General features: G+C 61.2%; 16 protein-coding genes. 7 read left to right on the forward strand and 9 right to left on the reverse strand.

What is annotated here, in order from left to right:
- Positions 1 to 46 precede the first annotated feature (46 nt).
- Positions 47 to 712 (forward strand): isoprenoid biosynthesis glyoxalase ElbB, encoded by a 666-nt coding sequence (gene elbB, locus BLR69_RS20390; protein WP_071490475.1) that lies wholly within the window; start codon positions 47 to 49, stop codon positions 710 to 712.
- Between the two features lie 235 nt (positions 713 to 947).
- Here the strand turns inward: elbB and BLR69_RS20395 are convergent, their stop codons facing one another.
- The gene (locus BLR69_RS20395) at positions 948 to 1403 is read right to left on the reverse strand and encodes a YaiI/YqxD family protein (RefSeq protein ID WP_010207421.1); all 456 of its coding nucleotides are present in this window, start codon (positions 1401 to 1403) and stop codon (positions 948 to 950) included.
- Positions 1404 to 1405: 2 nt separating this feature from the next.
- A complete protein-coding gene (locus tag BLR69_RS20400; RefSeq protein ID WP_071494576.1) occupies positions 1406 to 3301 on the reverse strand; it encodes an FTR1 family protein in 1896 nt (631 codons plus the stop codon).
- A gap of 268 nt (positions 3302 to 3569) precedes the next feature.
- Between BLR69_RS20400 and BLR69_RS20405 the strand changes: the two genes are divergently transcribed.
- Genes BLR69_RS20405 through BLR69_RS20420 form a run of 4 tightly spaced genes read left to right on the forward strand, consistent with a single transcriptional unit; the run spans position 3570 to position 6710 of the window.
- Positions 3570 to 4964 carry a COG3014 family protein gene (locus BLR69_RS20405; protein ID WP_071494577.1) on the forward strand — a complete coding sequence of 465 codons (1395 nt, stop codon included), beginning with the start codon at positions 3570 to 3572 and terminating at the stop codon, positions 4962 to 4964.
- A gap of 10 nt (positions 4965 to 4974) precedes the next feature.
- Entirely contained in the window at positions 4975 to 5346 is a 372-nt protein-coding gene (locus BLR69_RS20410; RefSeq protein WP_008439304.1) for a YcfL family protein, read from the forward strand.
- Positions 5347 to 5378: 32 nt separating this feature from the next.
- Positions 5379 to 5966, forward strand: coding sequence for a penicillin-binding protein activator LpoB (gene lpoB, locus BLR69_RS20415; RefSeq protein WP_071494578.1), 588 nt, complete (start codon positions 5379 to 5381; stop codon positions 5964 to 5966).
- A gap of 3 nt (positions 5967 to 5969) precedes the next feature.
- Positions 5970 to 6710, forward strand: coding sequence for a penicillin-binding protein activator LpoB (locus BLR69_RS20420; protein ID WP_071494579.1), 741 nt, complete (start codon positions 5970 to 5972; stop codon positions 6708 to 6710).
- Positions 6711 to 6849: 139 nt separating this feature from the next.
- Here BLR69_RS20420 and BLR69_RS20425 read toward each other — a convergent pair whose 3' ends face one another.
- The 3 genes from BLR69_RS20425 to BLR69_RS20435 all read right to left on the reverse strand — a co-directional run bounded on the left by BLR69_RS20425 (position 6850) and on the right by BLR69_RS20435 (position 10128).
- The gene (locus BLR69_RS20425) at positions 6850 to 7482 is read right to left on the reverse strand and encodes a LysE family transporter (RefSeq protein ID WP_071494580.1); all 633 of its coding nucleotides are present in this window, start codon (positions 7480 to 7482) and stop codon (positions 6850 to 6852) included.
- A gap of 169 nt (positions 7483 to 7651) precedes the next feature.
- A complete protein-coding gene (locus tag BLR69_RS20430) occupies positions 7652 to 8218 on the reverse strand; it encodes a mechanosensitive ion channel family protein (RefSeq protein ID WP_071494581.1) in 567 nt (188 codons plus the stop codon).
- On the reverse strand, positions 8218 to 10128 hold the full coding sequence (locus BLR69_RS20435) for an ATP-binding cassette domain-containing protein (protein ID WP_071494582.1): 1911 nt from the start codon (positions 10126 to 10128) through the stop codon (positions 8218 to 8220). Before BLR69_RS20435 ends, BLR69_RS20430 begins: the two co-directional genes overlap by 1 nt.
- A gap of 50 nt (positions 10129 to 10178) precedes the next feature.
- Between BLR69_RS20435 and BLR69_RS20440 the strand changes: the two genes are divergently transcribed.
- Positions 10179 to 10646: a TIGR02444 family protein gene (locus tag BLR69_RS20440; protein ID WP_071494583.1), complete on the forward strand. Its 468-nt coding sequence runs from the start codon at positions 10179 to 10181 to the stop codon at positions 10644 to 10646.
- Here the strand turns inward: BLR69_RS20440 and BLR69_RS20445 are convergent.
- Positions 10643 to 11779, reverse strand: coding sequence for an AlgP family protein (locus BLR69_RS20445; RefSeq protein ID WP_083365819.1), 1137 nt, complete (start codon positions 11777 to 11779; stop codon positions 10643 to 10645). The genes BLR69_RS20440 and BLR69_RS20445 overlap by 4 nt on opposite strands.
- Positions 11780 to 11971: 192 nt before the next feature.
- Here BLR69_RS20445 and BLR69_RS20450 point away from each other — a divergent pair, with 192 nt between their 5' ends.
- A complete protein-coding gene (locus BLR69_RS20450; RefSeq protein ID WP_071494584.1) occupies positions 11972 to 12649 on the forward strand; it encodes an FKBP-type peptidyl-prolyl cis-trans isomerase in 678 nt (225 codons plus the stop codon).
- A 53-nt stretch (positions 12650 to 12702) separates the two neighbouring features.
- Here the strand turns inward: BLR69_RS20450 and BLR69_RS20455 are convergent, their stop codons facing one another.
- From BLR69_RS20455 to BLR69_RS20465, 3 genes are all read right to left on the reverse strand, one after another.
- The gene (locus BLR69_RS20455) at positions 12703 to 13161 is read right to left on the reverse strand and encodes an Rsd/AlgQ family anti-sigma factor (RefSeq protein WP_058424204.1); all 459 of its coding nucleotides are present in this window, start codon (positions 13159 to 13161) and stop codon (positions 12703 to 12705) included.
- 210 nt (positions 13162 to 13371) lie between these two features.
- On the reverse strand, positions 13372 to 13893 hold the full coding sequence (locus BLR69_RS20460; RefSeq protein WP_071494585.1) for a disulfide bond formation protein B: 522 nt from the start codon (positions 13891 to 13893) through the stop codon (positions 13372 to 13374).
- 236 nt (positions 13894 to 14129) lie between these two features.
- Positions 14130 to 15371 carry a heme biosynthesis protein HemY gene (locus BLR69_RS20465; protein ID WP_071494586.1) on the reverse strand — a complete coding sequence of 414 codons (1242 nt, stop codon included), beginning with the start codon at positions 15369 to 15371 and terminating at the stop codon, positions 14130 to 14132.
- Between the last annotated feature and the right edge of the window lie 5 nt (positions 15372 to 15376).

Below are 15376 nucleotides of genomic sequence, written 5' to 3' on the forward strand. Positions count from 1 at the left end.
GACAAATTAGTAGACATTTAACGCCAAGACCCCAGGAGAAATGCCCATGAGCAAAAAGATTGCAGTGATCCTTTCCGGCTGCGGCGTGTACGACGGCGCAGAGATCCACGAAAGCGTGATCACCTTGCTGCGCCTGGACCAGCGTGGCGCTCAGGTCCAATGCTTTGCCCCGGATATTGCGCAACTGCATGTGATCAACCACCTCACCGGCGAAGAGATGCCCGAGTCGCGCAATGTGCTGGTGGAGTCAGCGCGGATCGCCCGGGGTGACGTGAAAGATATCCGCGAAGCCAACGCCGGCGACTTCGATGCGCTGATCGTGCCCGGTGGGTTTGGCGCGGCGAAAAACCTCTCGAACTTTGCCGTGGAGGGTGCTGGCTGCAGCGTCAACCCGCAGGTGCTGGAACTGGCCGAAGCCTTTGCCGAAGCGGGCAAGCCGGTGGGGCTGATCTGCATCTCACCGGCCCTGGCGGCGAAGATCTACGGCCCCGGCGTCACCTGCACCATCGGCAACTGCGCCGACACCGCCGCCGCACTGGACAAGATGGGCGCAACGCACCAGGAATGCGGGGTGGAAGATATCGTCGAAGACAAGGCACGCAAACTGGTGAGCACCCCGGCCTATATGCTCGGCAAGAACATCAGTGAAGTCGCTTCGGGGATCAACAAACTGGTGGATCGGGTGCTGGAATTGACCCACGAGAACGACTGATAGCCCCCACTGTGGCGAGCACGTTTGTTGTGGTGAGCGGGCTTGTCGTGGTGAGCGGCTTGTCGTGGTGAGCGGCTTGTCGTGGTGAGCGGGCTTGCCCCGCGTTGGGTGGCGAAGCCGCCCTAATCCAGGCAATGCGGTAAGTCAGTTAGAACACGGTTGTATGTTTTAGGGCTGCTGCGCAGCCCAGCGCGGGGCAAGCCCGCTCACCACAAGAAACCGGATCACCATAGGGTCAAGCCGGACGCATCAACTTTGTGAGAATGCGGTCCAACGCATTGGCAAACGCCTGCTTTTCCTTCTCCCCATGGGGCGGTGGCCCACCGCCCATCTGGCCTTGCTCACGCAGATCAGTGAACAGATTGCGCACCGCCAACCGTTCACTCATGTTCGCCGGGCTGAACTCCTTGCCGCGTGGATCAAGCGCCGTAACGCCCTTCTTCACCAGGCGGTCGGCCAGCGGCACATCGCTGCAGATCACCAACTCCCCGGGCACCGCGTGCTCCACCAGGTAGTCATCCGCCGCATCCGGGCCGCTGGGCACCACAATCAGCTTCACACACGAGAAGCTCGGCTTGATCTGGCTCTGACCGGCCACCAGCACCACCTCGAACTGGCGCTTGAGGGCGAACTTCACCACCTGGTCCTTGGCTGCCCGAGGGCAGGCGTCGGCGTCGATCCACACCCGCATGCTCAGGCAACCACCCGGCGCGTTTCGGTCAGCCGGCTGCGGCCGTACAGCACCACAATCGCCAGGATCGCCACCGCCTGTGCACTCAACGAGTACGCATCGGCGTGGATGCCCAGCCAATCGAAATCAAAGAAAGCCACCGGCCGGGTGCCGAAGATGCCGGCTTCCTGCAGCGCCTTCACGCCATGCCCGGCAAACACCACCGACAGCGCACACAGCAACGCCGCGTTGATGCCGAAGAACAACGCCAGCGGCAGCTTCGCCGAACCCCGCAGGATCACCCATGCCAGGCCCACCAAGAGCACCAGCGCCGTGGCGCCACCTGCCAGCACCGCGTTGTGCCCGGCCGGGCCGGCTTGCAGCCACAGGGTTTCGTAGAACAGGATCACTTCGAACAGCTCGCGGTACACCGAGAAGAACGCCAGCACCGCAAAACCGAAGCGCCCGCCGCCGCCTACCAGGCTGCTCTTGATGTAGTCCTGCCAGGCGGCGGCGTGACGGCGGTCGTGCATCCACACGCCGAGCCACAGCACCATCACACTGGCAAACAGCGCCGTGCAGCCTTCAAGCAATTCACGCTGGGCGCCGCTCACGTCGATCACATACGCGGCCAATGCCCAGGTTGCCAGACCCGCCAGCAGTGCCAGGCCCCAGCCGACGTTGACGCTACGCACCGCCGATTGCTGGCCGGTATTGCGCAGGAACGCAAGGATCGCTACCAGCACCAGGATCGCTTCCAGGCCTTCACGCAACAGAATCAGCAAACCGGAGATGTAGCTCAATGACCAGCTCAAGCCATCACCGCCGAGCAGGCCGGCGGATTCGGTGAGCTTGCCCTTGGCGATGTCCAGGCGTTGCTGCACCTGTTCAACCGGCAAACCGTCCTGCAACGACTGCCGGTAGGCCATCAACGCCTTCTCGGTGTCCTTGCGCACGTTGGCGTCGACGTTATCCAGCGAGCTTTCTACCAGTTCGAAACCTTCCAGGTAGGCAGCCACGGACAGGTCGTAGGCCTGCTCATGATCGCCCTTCTGGAACGCTGCCAGGCTCTTGTCCAGGGTGGCAGCGGTGTAGTCGAGCAACTGCGCAGGGCCACGCTTGACCTGCGGCGGTTGCGCACGCTGGGCGCGGAACGTCGCGGCGGCGGCTGGGCCGTTGGCCGCCAGCACTTCATTGGGGGTCTGGCGGGCCAGGTCGGCGAGGTTGAACGGTTGCTCGCTTTTTGCAGCAGCCGGGTCGGCAGTAAAGCCGGCGATGTAGGTGGCCAGGTCCCAGCGCTGGCGGTCGTCCAGCTGGTCGGCGAAAGACGGCATGTCGGTGCCTTCAACACCCAGGCCCAGGGTGTTGTAGATCGCGTAGAGGCTCAGGCGATCCAGGCGCCCGGCGTCACGCAGATTGGCCGGTGGTGGGGTCATGCCCACGCTGGCCGGGCCGTCACCCGCGCCAGCGGTGCCGTGGCACACCGAGCAATGCTGGGCATAGAGCGGCGCGCCACGCGTTGGATCAGGGGTGATCGCCGGGGCCTGGCTGACTTCATAGGCCACTGCCAGTTGGGCGCCTAATTGGCGGGCCTGGCGGGCGACTGTCGCGCCGTCCTGACGGGCGGTTACCGCCGCGAGCAGTTCATCGACGCCTTTGACCAGCGCCACGCGTTCCGGGCGTTGCGGCAGTTCTGCCACCAGGCCCTGCAATACGCCGAGAAACTCCAACTGTTCGCGGTATTCAGATTCATCGATGACCTTGCCCGCCACCACCGTCGGAGGATAGTCAGCGCCAATGTAGTCCAGCAAATGCAGGGCCTGTGGGGCGCCCTCGGCCGTCGCGGCCAACAGGTTGAAGCTGCACGACATCAACGCCGGCAACATCAGCCAGGCGAGAAAACGAAAGGGCGCAATCATGAACGAATCTCAAAGGGAAATACGAAGTAACACATTGTTAAACCTTAAGGGGTTTGACTCAAGGCGTAAGTGATTTGTCGTTGTTTGAGGTGAGGCATTTTTAAGAGCTGACTAGTGGCGCCTTTATCGATTTTGTCGGGCAAAAAGCCATTGTTTTGCCAGCAATGGCGCTTATAATGCCGCGCCCTGTTAGTTCGAAAGGGAATTTCATTCCTGGTTTTTATAAGGAATGACCACATCGGTTGATACTTTCAGGGAAGAAGTCTGCATGGCATTTCGCGCCTTACCTTCGCTCGCGCTCGCGGCGGTGACCTTGCTGTCCGGTTGTTCGATGTTTCGCAGCTACGACACGGAGCTGCAAGCCACCAACCAGCAACTGGCCACCGGCAATGTCGATGCAGCCCTGACACTGCTGGAAAAGAACAACACCGGCGACGACAAGGACTTGCTCTATTTCTTCGAGAAGGGCGAGTTGCTGCGTGCCAAGGGTGATTTGACCGGCAGCCAGACCGCCTGGCGCAGCGCCGACCTGCAAGTCTACAAGTGGGAAGAGTCGGTCAAGTTCGACAGCGCAAAATACCTCGCCCAGTTCGGCAGTTTCCTGGCCAACGACAAGGTGCGTCGCTACGAAGGCTATGACTATGAAAAGGTCATGCTGACCACCCAGATGGCGCTGAACCTGCTGGCCCTGAACGACTTCGACGGTGCGCGCACCGAAATCAAGAAGACCCACGAACGCGAAGCGGTGATCGCCGACCTGCGCGACAAGGAATACCTCAAGCGTGAGGACGAAGCCCAGCGCGAAGGCGTAACCACCCAGATGAAAGACCTGCGTGGCTACCCGGTAGAAGCCCTCGACGCACCGGAAGTGGTTGGCCTGAAAAACAGCTACCAGAGTGCGTTCAGTCATTACCTGGCGGGCTTCGTCTACGAAGCCCTGGGTGAAAAAGACCTGGCTGCGCCCGGCTACCGCAAGGCCGCCGAATTGCGCCCCAATACCCCGCTGCTGGAACAGGCCCTGCTGGACCTGGACAAATCCAAGGTCGGCGCCGATGAAACCGACGTGCTGATCGTGGTGCAAAGCGGCCTGGCACCGGCCCGCGACTCGATTCGCCTGCCCCTGCCGATCCCGATCAATGGCAACCTGGTGATCACCCCGCTGTCGTTCCCGGTGATCAAGGCAGATACATCCACTGCCACGTTTGCCCAGATCGGCGTCGACGGCCAGCAACAGAACCTCACCGCACTCAACAGCACCACGGCCATGTCTCGCCGCGCCCTGCGTGATGACATGCCGGGGATCATCCTGCGCACCACCGTGCGGGCGGTCACCCGTGGCGTGGCACAGACCAACCTGAACAAAACCAACCCGATGGCCGGCCTGGTGCTGGGTATTGCTTCGGCCGTCACCGAAGGTGCCGACACCCGCACCTGGCGCACCCTGCCGGACATGACCCAGGTGACCCGCCTGCGCCTCAAGCACGGTGAGCACCAGGTCAGCCTGCCCAACGCCCTGGGTGGCACCCTGGTGACGGTCAAGGCCGATCAACGCTACCAGGTGATCACCCTGCGCGTCGTTGGCAACCAGGTCTTCGCCGGTGGCCTGGCCACCCATGTGGTGCCGAGCACCGCCGCCCAGGCCATCGCCCTCAAACAACCTTAAGGAGCACGCTATGCGTCATTTCATCCTCGGCGCCCTGGCGCTGGTCCTGCTGGCCGGCTGCGCCACCCCGCCACCGCCGGAACCCGGCAGCGCCGCGAGCAAAATCGTGGTGATGGGCAAGTTCAAGGGCATCGCCGTCGGCGCCATCCGTGTGGCGCGCGAGAACGGCTTCCTGACCGCCAAGGTGCAGTTGAGCAACATCACCAGCAGCAACCAGATGATGTACTACCGCTTTGCCTGGCTAGGTGCCGATGGTTTCCCGGTGGGCGATGAAGAAACCTGGAAAGTGCTGAACCTGTACGCCAACCAGGCGACCTTCCTGCCGGCGATTGCCAATTTGCCGCAGGCGGCGGACTTCCGTCTTGAAGTGAAAACCCCTTGAGCCGTCCCTCTTTGCTGCTGAGAGATTTCCCCATGTTTGCACGCTTCTCGATCCTTGCCGTCGTCGCCATCCTGGCCAGCGGTTGCTCCAACACTTCGCCGGTACTGGGCGGTAAGAACATCAGCTACGGCGATACCAAGGCCGTGGAACTGGTGACCAACGAGTTCGGCTCCACCGACCTGCAGATGATCGCCGAAAGCATGACCCGCTCCCTGGCCCAGTCCGGCATCCTGCAGGGTCGCCCGGTGGTGCAGGTGTATGACGTGAAGAACAAGACCAGCGAGTACATCGATACCCGCGAGATCACCACGTCGATCAAGACCCAGCTGATGAAAACCGGCACCGCACGCTTCGCCAGCGACAACACCGACATGCAGAGCCAGGTCGACCAGCTCAAGCTGCAGAACCAGAGCGGCCTGTACAAGAAGTCCACCGTCAGCAAGACCGGCAACATGGTCGCCGCCAAGTACCGCCTGGAAGGCTCCATCAGCTCCATCGTCAAGCGCAGCTCGGACTACAAGGACGTGTTCTACAAGTTCAGCCTGCAACTGATCGACGTCGAGAGCGGCCTGGCCGAATGGATGGACGAAAAAGAAATCCGCAAGACCACGGAGCGCTAAGCAATGCGTGCATGGATCGGCATGATCGGCCTGCTGTGCGCCTTTGGCGCCTCGGCCGCCCCGAAGATAGCGGTGACTGACCTGGCCTACGAGGCGCGGGTCGAGGAATACATTCACCAGGTGTCGGCGAGCAACAACTTCCAGGCCAGCGCCTACCACGCCAGCGGTGCGTCGAACTACAGCGAGTACGAGAGCCGCACCCGCTACATCGAACAGACCGAGTTGCGTAAATTCAGCGGGGATATCAAGGGCGAGATCCTCAAGTCCCACCAGTTCCAACTGGTGCAGGGCACGCCTTACACCGCCGATGCCAAGGGTGACGTCTACGACGTGATCAAACGCATCAAGGCCGGCCACTTCAAGGGTGCGGACTATGTGCTGTTTGGCACGCTGTCGGATATCGACTTCACCCAGGACATCAACGCCCTGGACCACACCAACAGCTACTCGGCGGTGCTGGGCCTGACGCTGGTGGCGGATTTCAGCCTGATCAATACACGCACCTACGAGATCACCTCGGCGTTTACCGCCATGGGTGAAGGTCAGGACACCAAGTTGGTGAACAGCCGCGATGTACGCGTGAGCCTGAACCGGCCACGGGTGGTGAAGGAAGTGTCGAAAGCGCTGGGTGAAGATGTAGCGCGGCAGTTGGCAGAGCAAATGGCTGGCGGGTATCAAGACCCGGGCAAGCCTGCGTTGCGCAATAACCTGCCAAGGGATGAAGCGCCGAAGATCCTGCGCTGACGCCCCATTCACAAACACCGCAAAACTAATGTGGGAGGAGGCTTGCCCCCGATAGCGGTGGGTCAGCTACAAGTTAGCTGACTGACACAACGCCATCGGGGGCAAGCCCCCTCCCACATTTTTAATCCGGTTGTGTCAGTTATGCCGTGGCACGATGCAGGCTGGCCAGGAAGCCCGCAGCCCCCACAAACAACCCCGCAAACGTACGATTCATCCGCTTCTGCTGCTTAGGCGTACGCAACAGACGCAACACCTTCGACGCCAGCCCCGTGTACCCCGCCATCACTATCATATCGACGCAGATCATCGTTGCACCGAGGATCAGGTACTGGATCAGCAGCGGCGCCTGCGGGTTCACGAACTGCGGCAGCACCGCCAGCATGAACACCAGGGCCTTGGGGTTGCTGGCATTGACCAGGAAGCCACGGAACATCATCGCCATCGGCTTGCCGATCGGGCGCACGGCCGCGTCATCGGTCATGTCCATGGGCAAGGCACGCCATTGCTTGATGGCCAGGTACACCAGGTACGCCACGCCAAACCATTTGATCGCATAGAAGGCGGTGGAAGACGTCGCCAGAATGGCACCCAGGCCGCACGCGACCACGGCAATCTGCATCGCCAAGCCCAGTTGCAGGCCGATGGCATTCCAGTAACCACGCAGGAAACCGTATTGCAGCCCGCTGGACATCGAGGCGATGGCGCCAGCGCCAGGGGAAAGGGAGATGATCCAACTGGCCAGGAAAAAGGCCAGCCACGTATCGAGTGCCATTACACACCTCAGGAGGGAGTTTGCTGTTGTGCCTTAAGCTAACTCCGCCGACCAAAGGATGGCTATATATTTTTGTAGGAGCGAGCTTGCTCGCGAAAAAACCACAGGCGACGCGGGCCAACTGAATGCGCTGCGTTATCGTTGACGATCTTCGCGAGCAAGCTCGCTCCTACAGAGAAGACAGGTGGGTACCTGGCCAACGGCGCACCGAGCGCTGGAAGAACAGGCTGTTAGGCACCTGCACCATCGCGCTGTCGGTACCGGCCTCGGCCACTTCGACCAGCGTGGTGTAGAGCAGGTTGATCGCCACGACCCGGCCCTTCACGCCCGGTTTGTCGACGGTGTCCACCAGCTCGACGATATCACCCAAGCGGAACGGCCCGACGGTGAAGATCAGAATGGCGCACAGCAGGTTGGACAACACCGACCACATGGCGAAGAACGCCACCGCGGCGACCGCAACAAACCCCGACAGCGCCGTCCACAACACCGTGGCGGAAACGCCCAGGCGACCCAACACAAAGATCAGCGCACTGCCCATGATCAGCCAGCGCAAGCCGCCGCGCAGTGGCATCAGCAGTTGCGGCGGGAACGGGTAGCGCTCGCCCAGGCGAGTCAGGCCCTTGGCAACAAAACGCTGGGCGAGGTAGCCGGCCAGCAGGATCAGCAGGATTTGCACGCCGACCCATACGGGTTCGACCCACTGCGTCGGGATCGGCAGTTGCAACGCTTCCATCAGGACAGCGCCTCCAGCTCTGCTTGCAGGGTTTCCAGCAATTCGAGGGCTTCCATCCAGGTTTCCTCCAATTGCCCTTCGCGCACCTTGAGCCTGGCCTGTTCAGCCAGCAGGTCGCGCAATTCATCCTTGCGGGCCGCCTCGTAGACGGCGCTGTCGCCCAGGCTGGCTTCGATCTTGGCCAGGCGCTCGTGCACCTTGCCCAGCTCGGTTTCCAACTTATCGGCTTCACGCTTGTGCGGCGCCAACTGCTGACGCAGTGCGGCGGCGGCCTGGCGCTGGGCTTTCTTGTCGGTCTTGTCCGGGTTGACCGGGGTGTTGCTGACCGGCGCGTTGCGCAGGCGGTAATCCGTCAGCCAGCGTGCGTAGTCATCCAGGTCGCCGTCGAACTCTTCGACTTTACCGTCAGCCACCAGCAGGAAGTTATCCGTGGTGCTCTTGAGCAAATGGCGATCGTGAGACACCACCAATACCGCACCACTGAATTCCTGCAGGGCCATGGTCAGCGCCAGGCGCATTTCCAGGTCGAGGTGGTTGGTCGGTTCGTCGAGCAGCAGCAGGTTTGGGCGGTCCCAGGCGATCAACGCCAGGGCCAGGCGGGCTTTTTCGCCGCCAGAGAAGTTCAGCACCGGCTCGTCGATACGCGCGCCACGGAAGTCGAAACCACCGAGGAAGTCGCGCAGGGTCTGCTCGCGCTCGGTCGGTGCCAGGCGCTGCAGGTGCAGCAACGGGCTGGCCTTGGAGTCCAGCGAGTCCAACTGATGCTGGGCGAAGTAACCCACCACCGTGTTCTCGCCACGGGTCAGGCGGCCTGCCAGGGGCGACAGCTCGCCCGACAGGTTCTTGATCAGCGTCGACTTGCCCGCGCCGTTGGGGCCGAGCAAACCGATACGCGCACCCGGCGTAAGCTGCAGCTTCACTTTTTCCAGGATGGTCTTGTCGCCATAGCCCAGGCGCGCATCGGAAAGATCCAGCAACGGGCTGGAGATCTTCACCGACTCACGGAAGACGAAGTCGAAAGGTGAGTCGACATGGGCCGCCGACAGCTCTTCCATGCGCTCAAGGGCCTTGATCCGGCTCTGGGCCTGGCGGGCCTTGGTAGCCTGGGCCTTGAAGCGGGCGATGTAGCTTTCCATGTGCGCACGTTGCGCCTGCTGCTTCTCGTAGGCCTGTTGCTGCTGGGCCAGGCGTTCGGCGCGGGCGCGTTCGAACGCGGTGTAGCCGCCACGGTAGAGGGTGATTTTCTTCTGTTCGACGTGGGCGATGTTGTCGACCACGGCGTCGAGGAAATCCCGGTCGTGGGAAATCAGCAGCAAAGTACCCTGATAGTTCTTGAGGAACTCTTCCAGCCACAGGATCGCATCAAGGTCCAAGTGGTTGGTCGGTTCGTCGAGCAGCAACAGGTCAGACGGGCACATCAACGCCTGCGCCAGGTTCAGGCGCATGCGCCAGCCGCCGGAGAAGTCGGCGACCGGGCGGTCCATCTGTTCGTTGGTAAAGCCCAGGCCGGCGAGCATTTTGCGCGCGCGGGCGTCAGCCGTGTAGCCGTCGGCGCTGTCGAGTTCCGAGTGCAGGCGCGCCTGTGCGGCGCCGTCCTGGGCTTTCTCGGCCTCGGCCAGGTCGTGTTGCACCTGACGCAGGCGCAGGTCGCCGTCGAGCACGTAGTCGATCGCGATGCGGTCCAGGGTGTCGATCTCCTGGCGCATATGGGCGATGCGCCAGTCGGCCGGCAGCAAGCAGTCCCCGGAATCCGGGGTCAGCTCACCCAGCAACAGGGCGAACAACGTGGATTTGCCGGCGCCGTTGGCACCGATCAGGCCGGCTTTGTGACCGGCGTGCAGGGTCAGCTCGGCGTCTTCGAGAAGACGTTGCGGGCCACGCTGTAATGTTAGGCTTTGAAGTCGGATCATAATGGCGGCGGAGTCTACCAGCTTCGTTGGCCGCTGGCTTGGGTGTGAATATGTGCGCTGACCTGTGGAGCTTTGCCCTTTCGACTTACGCCCGCTCAGGGTGCGAGTCCGCTTGCCTGCGTTTGCAGGAGCAAGGTGCGGACGTGTGCCTGTTGCTATGTGGTGCGTGGCTGGAGCAGCGCGCGGTGACGGCGACCGCCGAGCGCATGCAGGCGCTGAAACAGATCGCCGGGCCTTGGCAGACACACGTAATCAAACCGTTACGACAAGTGCGCATGCAATGGCGCGCCATGGCGCAGCAGGATGAGGAGTTGGCGGGGTTACGCGAGCGGGTCAAGGCCCTGGAGCTAGACGCCGAACGGCAGTTGCTGGCACGCCTGGAAGCGTTGGCTCAAACGTGGCCGACTGGCGATGCGGGGGACCCGCGAGGGTGGCTGGAAGGACTGGCGGCTGAGGATGCCGCCAACCTTGACCACGACGCGCTGCAACAGCTGCGCGTCGTGGCCACCAGCACTTAGGAAGCGCTGGTTGGAGTGGTGCTTGGCGCTACCGGGGCAGATGTGCTGCTGGCCGGGGCAGTTGGAGCGGTGGATGCAGCCGGGGCGGCAGCAGGTGTTGCTGGCTTGGCGGCAGCAGGTTTCGCAACAGCTGGCTTGGCAGTTGGTTTCGCAGCTGCTGGTTTCGCAGCTGCTGGTTTAGCGGCTGGCTTGGCGGCTGGTTTCGCAGTTGCTGGTTTAGCGGCTGGCTTGGCGGCCGGTTTCGCAGCAGCAGGTTTAGCCGCTGGCTTGGCGGCTGGTTTCGCAGCAGCAGGTTTAGCAGCTGGCTTGGCGGCTGGTTTCGCAGCAGCGGTTTTAGCGGCTGGCTTGGCGGCTGGTTTCGCAGCAGCAGGTTTAGCAGCTGGCTTGGCGGCTGGTTTCGCAGCAGCGGTTTTAGCGGCTGGCTTGGCGGCTGGTTTCGCAGCAGCAGGTTTAGCAGCTGGCTTGGCGGCTGGTTTCGCAGCAGCGGTTTTAGCGGCTGGCTTGGCGGCTGGTTTCGCAGCAGCGGTTTTAGCGGCTGGCTTGACGGCTGGTTTCGCAGCAGCAGTTTTAGCAGCTGGTTTGGCGGCTGGTTTCGCAGCAGCAGTTTTAGCCGCTGGCTTGGCGGCTGGCTTGGCAGCAGCAGGTTTTGCTGCGGCCTTAGCGGGTGCCTTGGCAGCAACAGCTTTGCTCGCCGGCTTCTTCGCCGCGCTCGCTGCAACAGCTTTGGCTGGGGTACGAGCGCCCAACACCTTAGCCACGGCTTCCTTCACACGACCAACGCCCTGGGCCAGTTTCAGGCTTTCCTGAGCATCTTTTTTCAGTTGGGAAATGTAGGCGCGGGTTTCAGCCTGGCGATCCTTGAGGGCATCCAGCAGATCCTCAAGTTCTTTGACAGCGTCTTTGGCTTTGGCTTGTGCCTTGGCCTTGCCGGCAGTAGCGGCGTCTTGCAGTTTGGTGCGGGATTTGTGCAGCTTTTCTTGCGCTTTACCGCGTTGTTTTTCCAGCTTGGCGAGCAGTTTTTCTGCATCGGCCAACGCTTGGGAACAGGCGCTTTCCAGATGTTCGAGCAAGCTGCCCGAGAGTTGTTGGAGTAAATGCAACGGGGTATTAACAGGCTTCTGTTTGGCCGACATGGTTTACCTCCTGGCTGACGTGGGTGCGGCTCATACTAGCCCTCTGCTCTTACCGCCGCTAGGGCATGTTGACAGTATCGTTTGCCTGGCGTTGCACCGTGAGAAAATTCTTATCGATATAACGAAAATACGCGGCACTTTTTACGTCACCACACTGGCATAATCCGTCGCACTTTCGGCGGGAGGATGCCCATGTCGCGTTACCTTTTTCTTGTGCTTGGCCTGGCGATTTCAGTGGCCAATGCGAGCGAACAATCGCCGGTAAAAAACCCTGGGCAGAACCAGCACGACCTCGCCTACAGCCTGGGCGCCAGCCTCGGTGAACGCTTGCGCCAGGAGGTTCCCGACCTGCAGATCCAGGCGCTGATTGACGGCCTCAAGCAAGCCTATCAAGGCAAACCCCTGGCGCTGGACAACGCACGCATCGAACAGATTCTTGCCCAGCACGAAGCACAGAGCGCAGCTGACGCGCAGGCACCTCAAAGCGAAAAAGCACTCGCGGCCGAACAACAATTCCTGAGCAAAGAAAAAGCCGCAAAAGGTGTGCGCGAATTGGCGGATGGCGTCCTGCTCACCGAACTCACCCCAGGCACTGGCGACAAGCCGAAGGCCAGCGACCAGGTTCAAGTGAAGTACGTGGGACGGCTACCCGATGGGACTGTGTTCGACCAGAGCGCGCAACCTCAATGGTTTCGCCTGGACAGTGTGATCAGCGGTTGGAGCAGCGCGCTGCAACAGATGCCGGTGGGCGCCAAATGGCGCCTGGTGATTCCATCAGCCCAAGCCTATGGCGCCGACGGTGCCGGCGAATTGATTCCGCCCTATACCCCCCTGGTGTTCGAGATCGAATTGCTCGGTACCCGACACTGAGGCAATAAAAAACGGTGCGCCATGCGCACCGTTTTTTGTATCGCTGTCGAGGGTCAAGCCTGCGTAGCAGACTCTTCCTTGTGAGCGTTGTGCAGCACTTCGATCAAGCAGTCTTCCAGCTCGAATCGTTCGTGAAGCAACGCGCCCAATTCTTTGAATTTATCCGCTACGCAGTTACCGGCATCACACAGGTCGGTGAACTCCAGCAGCTTCTCGGTGATGACATCGATACGCGGGTAGATGGTCTCAGCCAAATCCAGGCCACGCTGATCGTCGAAGGCCTCCGCCTCCTTAGTCAGTTGTTCGTAGACACCGAAATGGCCGGCTGACACGTAGTCCACCAACACACCACAAAAGTCCTGCAACGGTTCACGGTTCTCGGCCAGTGCTTCAGGCTTGGCGCCAAGAGCATCAAAGGCCCGAACCAGTTCGTGACGTGCCTTCAACCAGCTATCGATCAGCTTGTGCACCCCACCCCAGCGTTCCTGAGCATTCTGACAACTTTCCAGCATGATGATCTCTCTTCCCTAATAGGGGCGCTGCCGCCTGGTGCCCGCGCAACACTTCAAGGATAAAGCAGCAGCCGGACAAGGCCACCTCTGACAAATGTTTTCAATAACACGTGCGGGCCAGATTATGCCCGCATGACTATGGCTTCAAGGTACGCAGGAGAGAAAGTTCATACAAGTGTTTAATCCCGTCCTACAAACTGCGACCCGATATCAGCGCCTCGCCAGGCGCAAACGTTGGCTCAAAAACAGCTGTGAAAATTGCATGGCGCCCAGTATCAACATCCCAATGAAGAACAGCAGGCTCCACTCCGGCAGGCTCAAGTCAAACAGCGTCCAGTTGATCTCAACGCAGTCGACGGTGCCTTTGACAGTCAATTGCAGAGCCTGCCAAAACGACAGGTTTTCGATCATGTAATGCAGGCTGGGCCAGCAATCAGCCGACTGTCCCGGTGCGGCGTTTTGCAGCAGTACCTGGCGTACGGCGGTTATGGCACCCAGCAGTGCGAAGCCCATGCTCGCCAGCCCATACAGGTAGATAACCGAGCGCTTGGGGTTATGGAGGGCGGCGACCAGATTGACCAATGTAAAACCGGCCAGGAAACCCCGTTGCATCTGGCACAGGAAGCAAGGACGCAACGAGACCCCGAACTCGAGGTAAAACGAGGCACCCAATGTCAGCGCACCCGCCAGGAACGCAAGGAAATACAGGGAGCGTGAAGGGGCCAAAGACATGCTTTATCCGCATCGCGAAAGATAGGTCGCTACGGTAGAGGAAAGGCCTGACCGCTTTCAATACATGCAGGAGCAGACGATTCCGCGAGAGGGTAAGGATATCCCGCCAGAAGATGGAAGACTTTGGACAACAGAGCGTCGGACTTTGCCCACAATCGCGCTGATAACCGCTTTCTGAGGTCCTGAGGGATTGGCTGCCAGAACTATCCGAGCCAACCCTCGCCTGTCTTCCTACCTCAAACCCGCGCCGGGACGGGTAGCGGTGAAGCCAGCAAACGGTTATCCAGCAACCCCAGCCCTTCCTGGAACAATTGGTTACTGCGCTCGGTATCACCCAGTTGTGCCAACAAGCGGGCCAGCTCGGCGCAGGCCTCAGGGTTGCGCTGCACCTGCAGGCTGCTTTCCAGATAATCCCGCGCCTTGCCCCACAAACTGTTTTGCAGGCACAGACGGCCCAACGTCAGCAGCAGGCTGGCATCGCCAGGATGATCCTTCAGCCAACCTTCGGCAAACTTCAGCTGCCGAGCCGGATCGCTGCCACGCAACAGACCGTACAGCCGGATCAGGTGGCTGTCGTAACCACGCTTGATCGCGGCACGCAATGCTTCCTCAGCCTTGGCGTCGGCGCCCAGTTGGCGCAATTGCTCGGCGTAAGCCAGGACCAATTGCGGCTCCTGACGCTGTGCGGACGTCAATTGTTGCCAAGCCCGTTCAAGGGACTGCAAGCCGGCCTCGCCCTGTTCTTCGCGTTGGGCTGCGAGGCTGAGGTTCTCGCCCCACGCGCGACGCTCTAGCTCGGCCAGTTCACTGGCGGGCAGGACTTTATCCTTGCGCAATTCCGGCAACAGGCGGATCACCGATGACCAGTCGCCCCGCTGCTGATGCAAGCGCTGCAATTGGCGCAGCACCTGTGCATTGTGGGGGTGGCGTTCGTGCATCGCCTGCAAGGTGGTGAGCGCACCCTCCGTATCACCACGGTCCAGTTGCAGCTGGGCGTGGCTCAAGGCAACCGCCAGCTCGGCCTGGGGCTGACGCTCCAGGGCACGCTCCAGCAAACCATCGGACTCTTCGTAGCGCCCCTGCTCATTCGCGGCACGGGCCGCGCCGAGGTAGTACAGCAGTGGCTGACGCTCAGCTTCGGCAGCGCGGTGCAGGTGGCGCTCGGCGCTGGCCCAGCGACCTTCGGCGAGGTCCATCTGGCCTTGCTCGATGGCAATTTGCACGCGGCGGCTGCGGTTGCGTCGCGACCACGGGTTGACCACACCACCGGAGGTAGTGACCAGGCTGAGCAGTACGCGGATCAGGTAGATCGCCAAACCGATGGCAAACACTGCCACCACGGTCGCCCACAGGCTCGACTCGTAATGCAGCACGTGCGGATAGGTGACCAGCACGTAGCCAGTGTGTTTCGAAATGCCCACCGCCAGCGCCAGCGCGATGGCAATCGCCAGCACCAGGACCACATAGAAACGTTTCATCGGCT

It is taken from the genome of Pseudomonas azotoformans, from assembly GCF_900103345.1.
Classification (GTDB): Bacteria; Pseudomonadota; Gammaproteobacteria; order Pseudomonadales; family Pseudomonadaceae; genus Aquipseudomonas; species Aquipseudomonas azotoformans.

Excerpts from the sequence above, each read along its gene's own strand:
- elbB (WP_071490475.1), top strand. The coding sequence starts at position 47 with ATGAGCAAAAAGATTGCAGTGATCCTTTCCGGCTGCGGCGTGTACGAC.
- BLR69_RS20395 (WP_010207421.1), bottom strand. The coding sequence starts at position 1,403 with ATGCGGGTGTGGATCGACGCCGACGCCTGCCCTCGGGCAGCCAAGGAC.
- BLR69_RS20400 (WP_071494576.1), bottom strand. The coding sequence starts at position 3,301 with ATGATTGCGCCCTTTCGTTTTCTCGCCTGGCTGATGTTGCCGGCGTTG.
- BLR69_RS20405 (WP_071494577.1), top strand. The coding sequence starts at position 3,570 with ATGGCATTTCGCGCCTTACCTTCGCTCGCGCTCGCGGCGGTGACCTTG.
- BLR69_RS20410 (WP_008439304.1), top strand. The coding sequence starts at position 4,975 with ATGCGTCATTTCATCCTCGGCGCCCTGGCGCTGGTCCTGCTGGCCGGC.
- lpoB (WP_071494578.1), top strand. The coding sequence starts at position 5,379 with ATGTTTGCACGCTTCTCGATCCTTGCCGTCGTCGCCATCCTGGCCAGC.
- BLR69_RS20420 (WP_071494579.1), top strand. The coding sequence starts at position 5,970 with ATGCGTGCATGGATCGGCATGATCGGCCTGCTGTGCGCCTTTGGCGCC.
- BLR69_RS20425 (WP_071494580.1), bottom strand. The coding sequence starts at position 7,482 with ATGGCACTCGATACGTGGCTGGCCTTTTTCCTGGCCAGTTGGATCATC.
- BLR69_RS20430 (WP_071494581.1), bottom strand. The coding sequence starts at position 8,218 with ATGGAAGCGTTGCAACTGCCGATCCCGACGCAGTGGGTCGAACCCGTA.
- BLR69_RS20435 (WP_071494582.1), bottom strand. The coding sequence starts at position 10,128 with ATGATCCGACTTCAAAGCCTAACATTACAGCGTGGCCCGCAACGTCTT.
- BLR69_RS20440 (WP_071494583.1), top strand. The coding sequence starts at position 10,179 with ATGTGCGCTGACCTGTGGAGCTTTGCCCTTTCGACTTACGCCCGCTCA.
- BLR69_RS20445 (WP_083365819.1), bottom strand. The coding sequence starts at position 11,779 with ATGTCGGCCAAACAGAAGCCTGTTAATACCCCGTTGCATTTACTCCAA.
- BLR69_RS20450 (WP_071494584.1), top strand. The coding sequence starts at position 11,972 with ATGTCGCGTTACCTTTTTCTTGTGCTTGGCCTGGCGATTTCAGTGGCC.
- BLR69_RS20455 (WP_058424204.1), bottom strand. The coding sequence starts at position 13,161 with ATGCTGGAAAGTTGTCAGAATGCTCAGGAACGCTGGGGTGGGGTGCAC.
- BLR69_RS20460 (WP_071494585.1), bottom strand. The coding sequence starts at position 13,893 with ATGTCTTTGGCCCCTTCACGCTCCCTGTATTTCCTTGCGTTCCTGGCG.
- BLR69_RS20465 (WP_071494586.1), bottom strand. The coding sequence starts at position 15,371 with ATGAAACGTTTCTATGTGGTCCTGGTGCTGGCGATTGCCATCGCGCTG.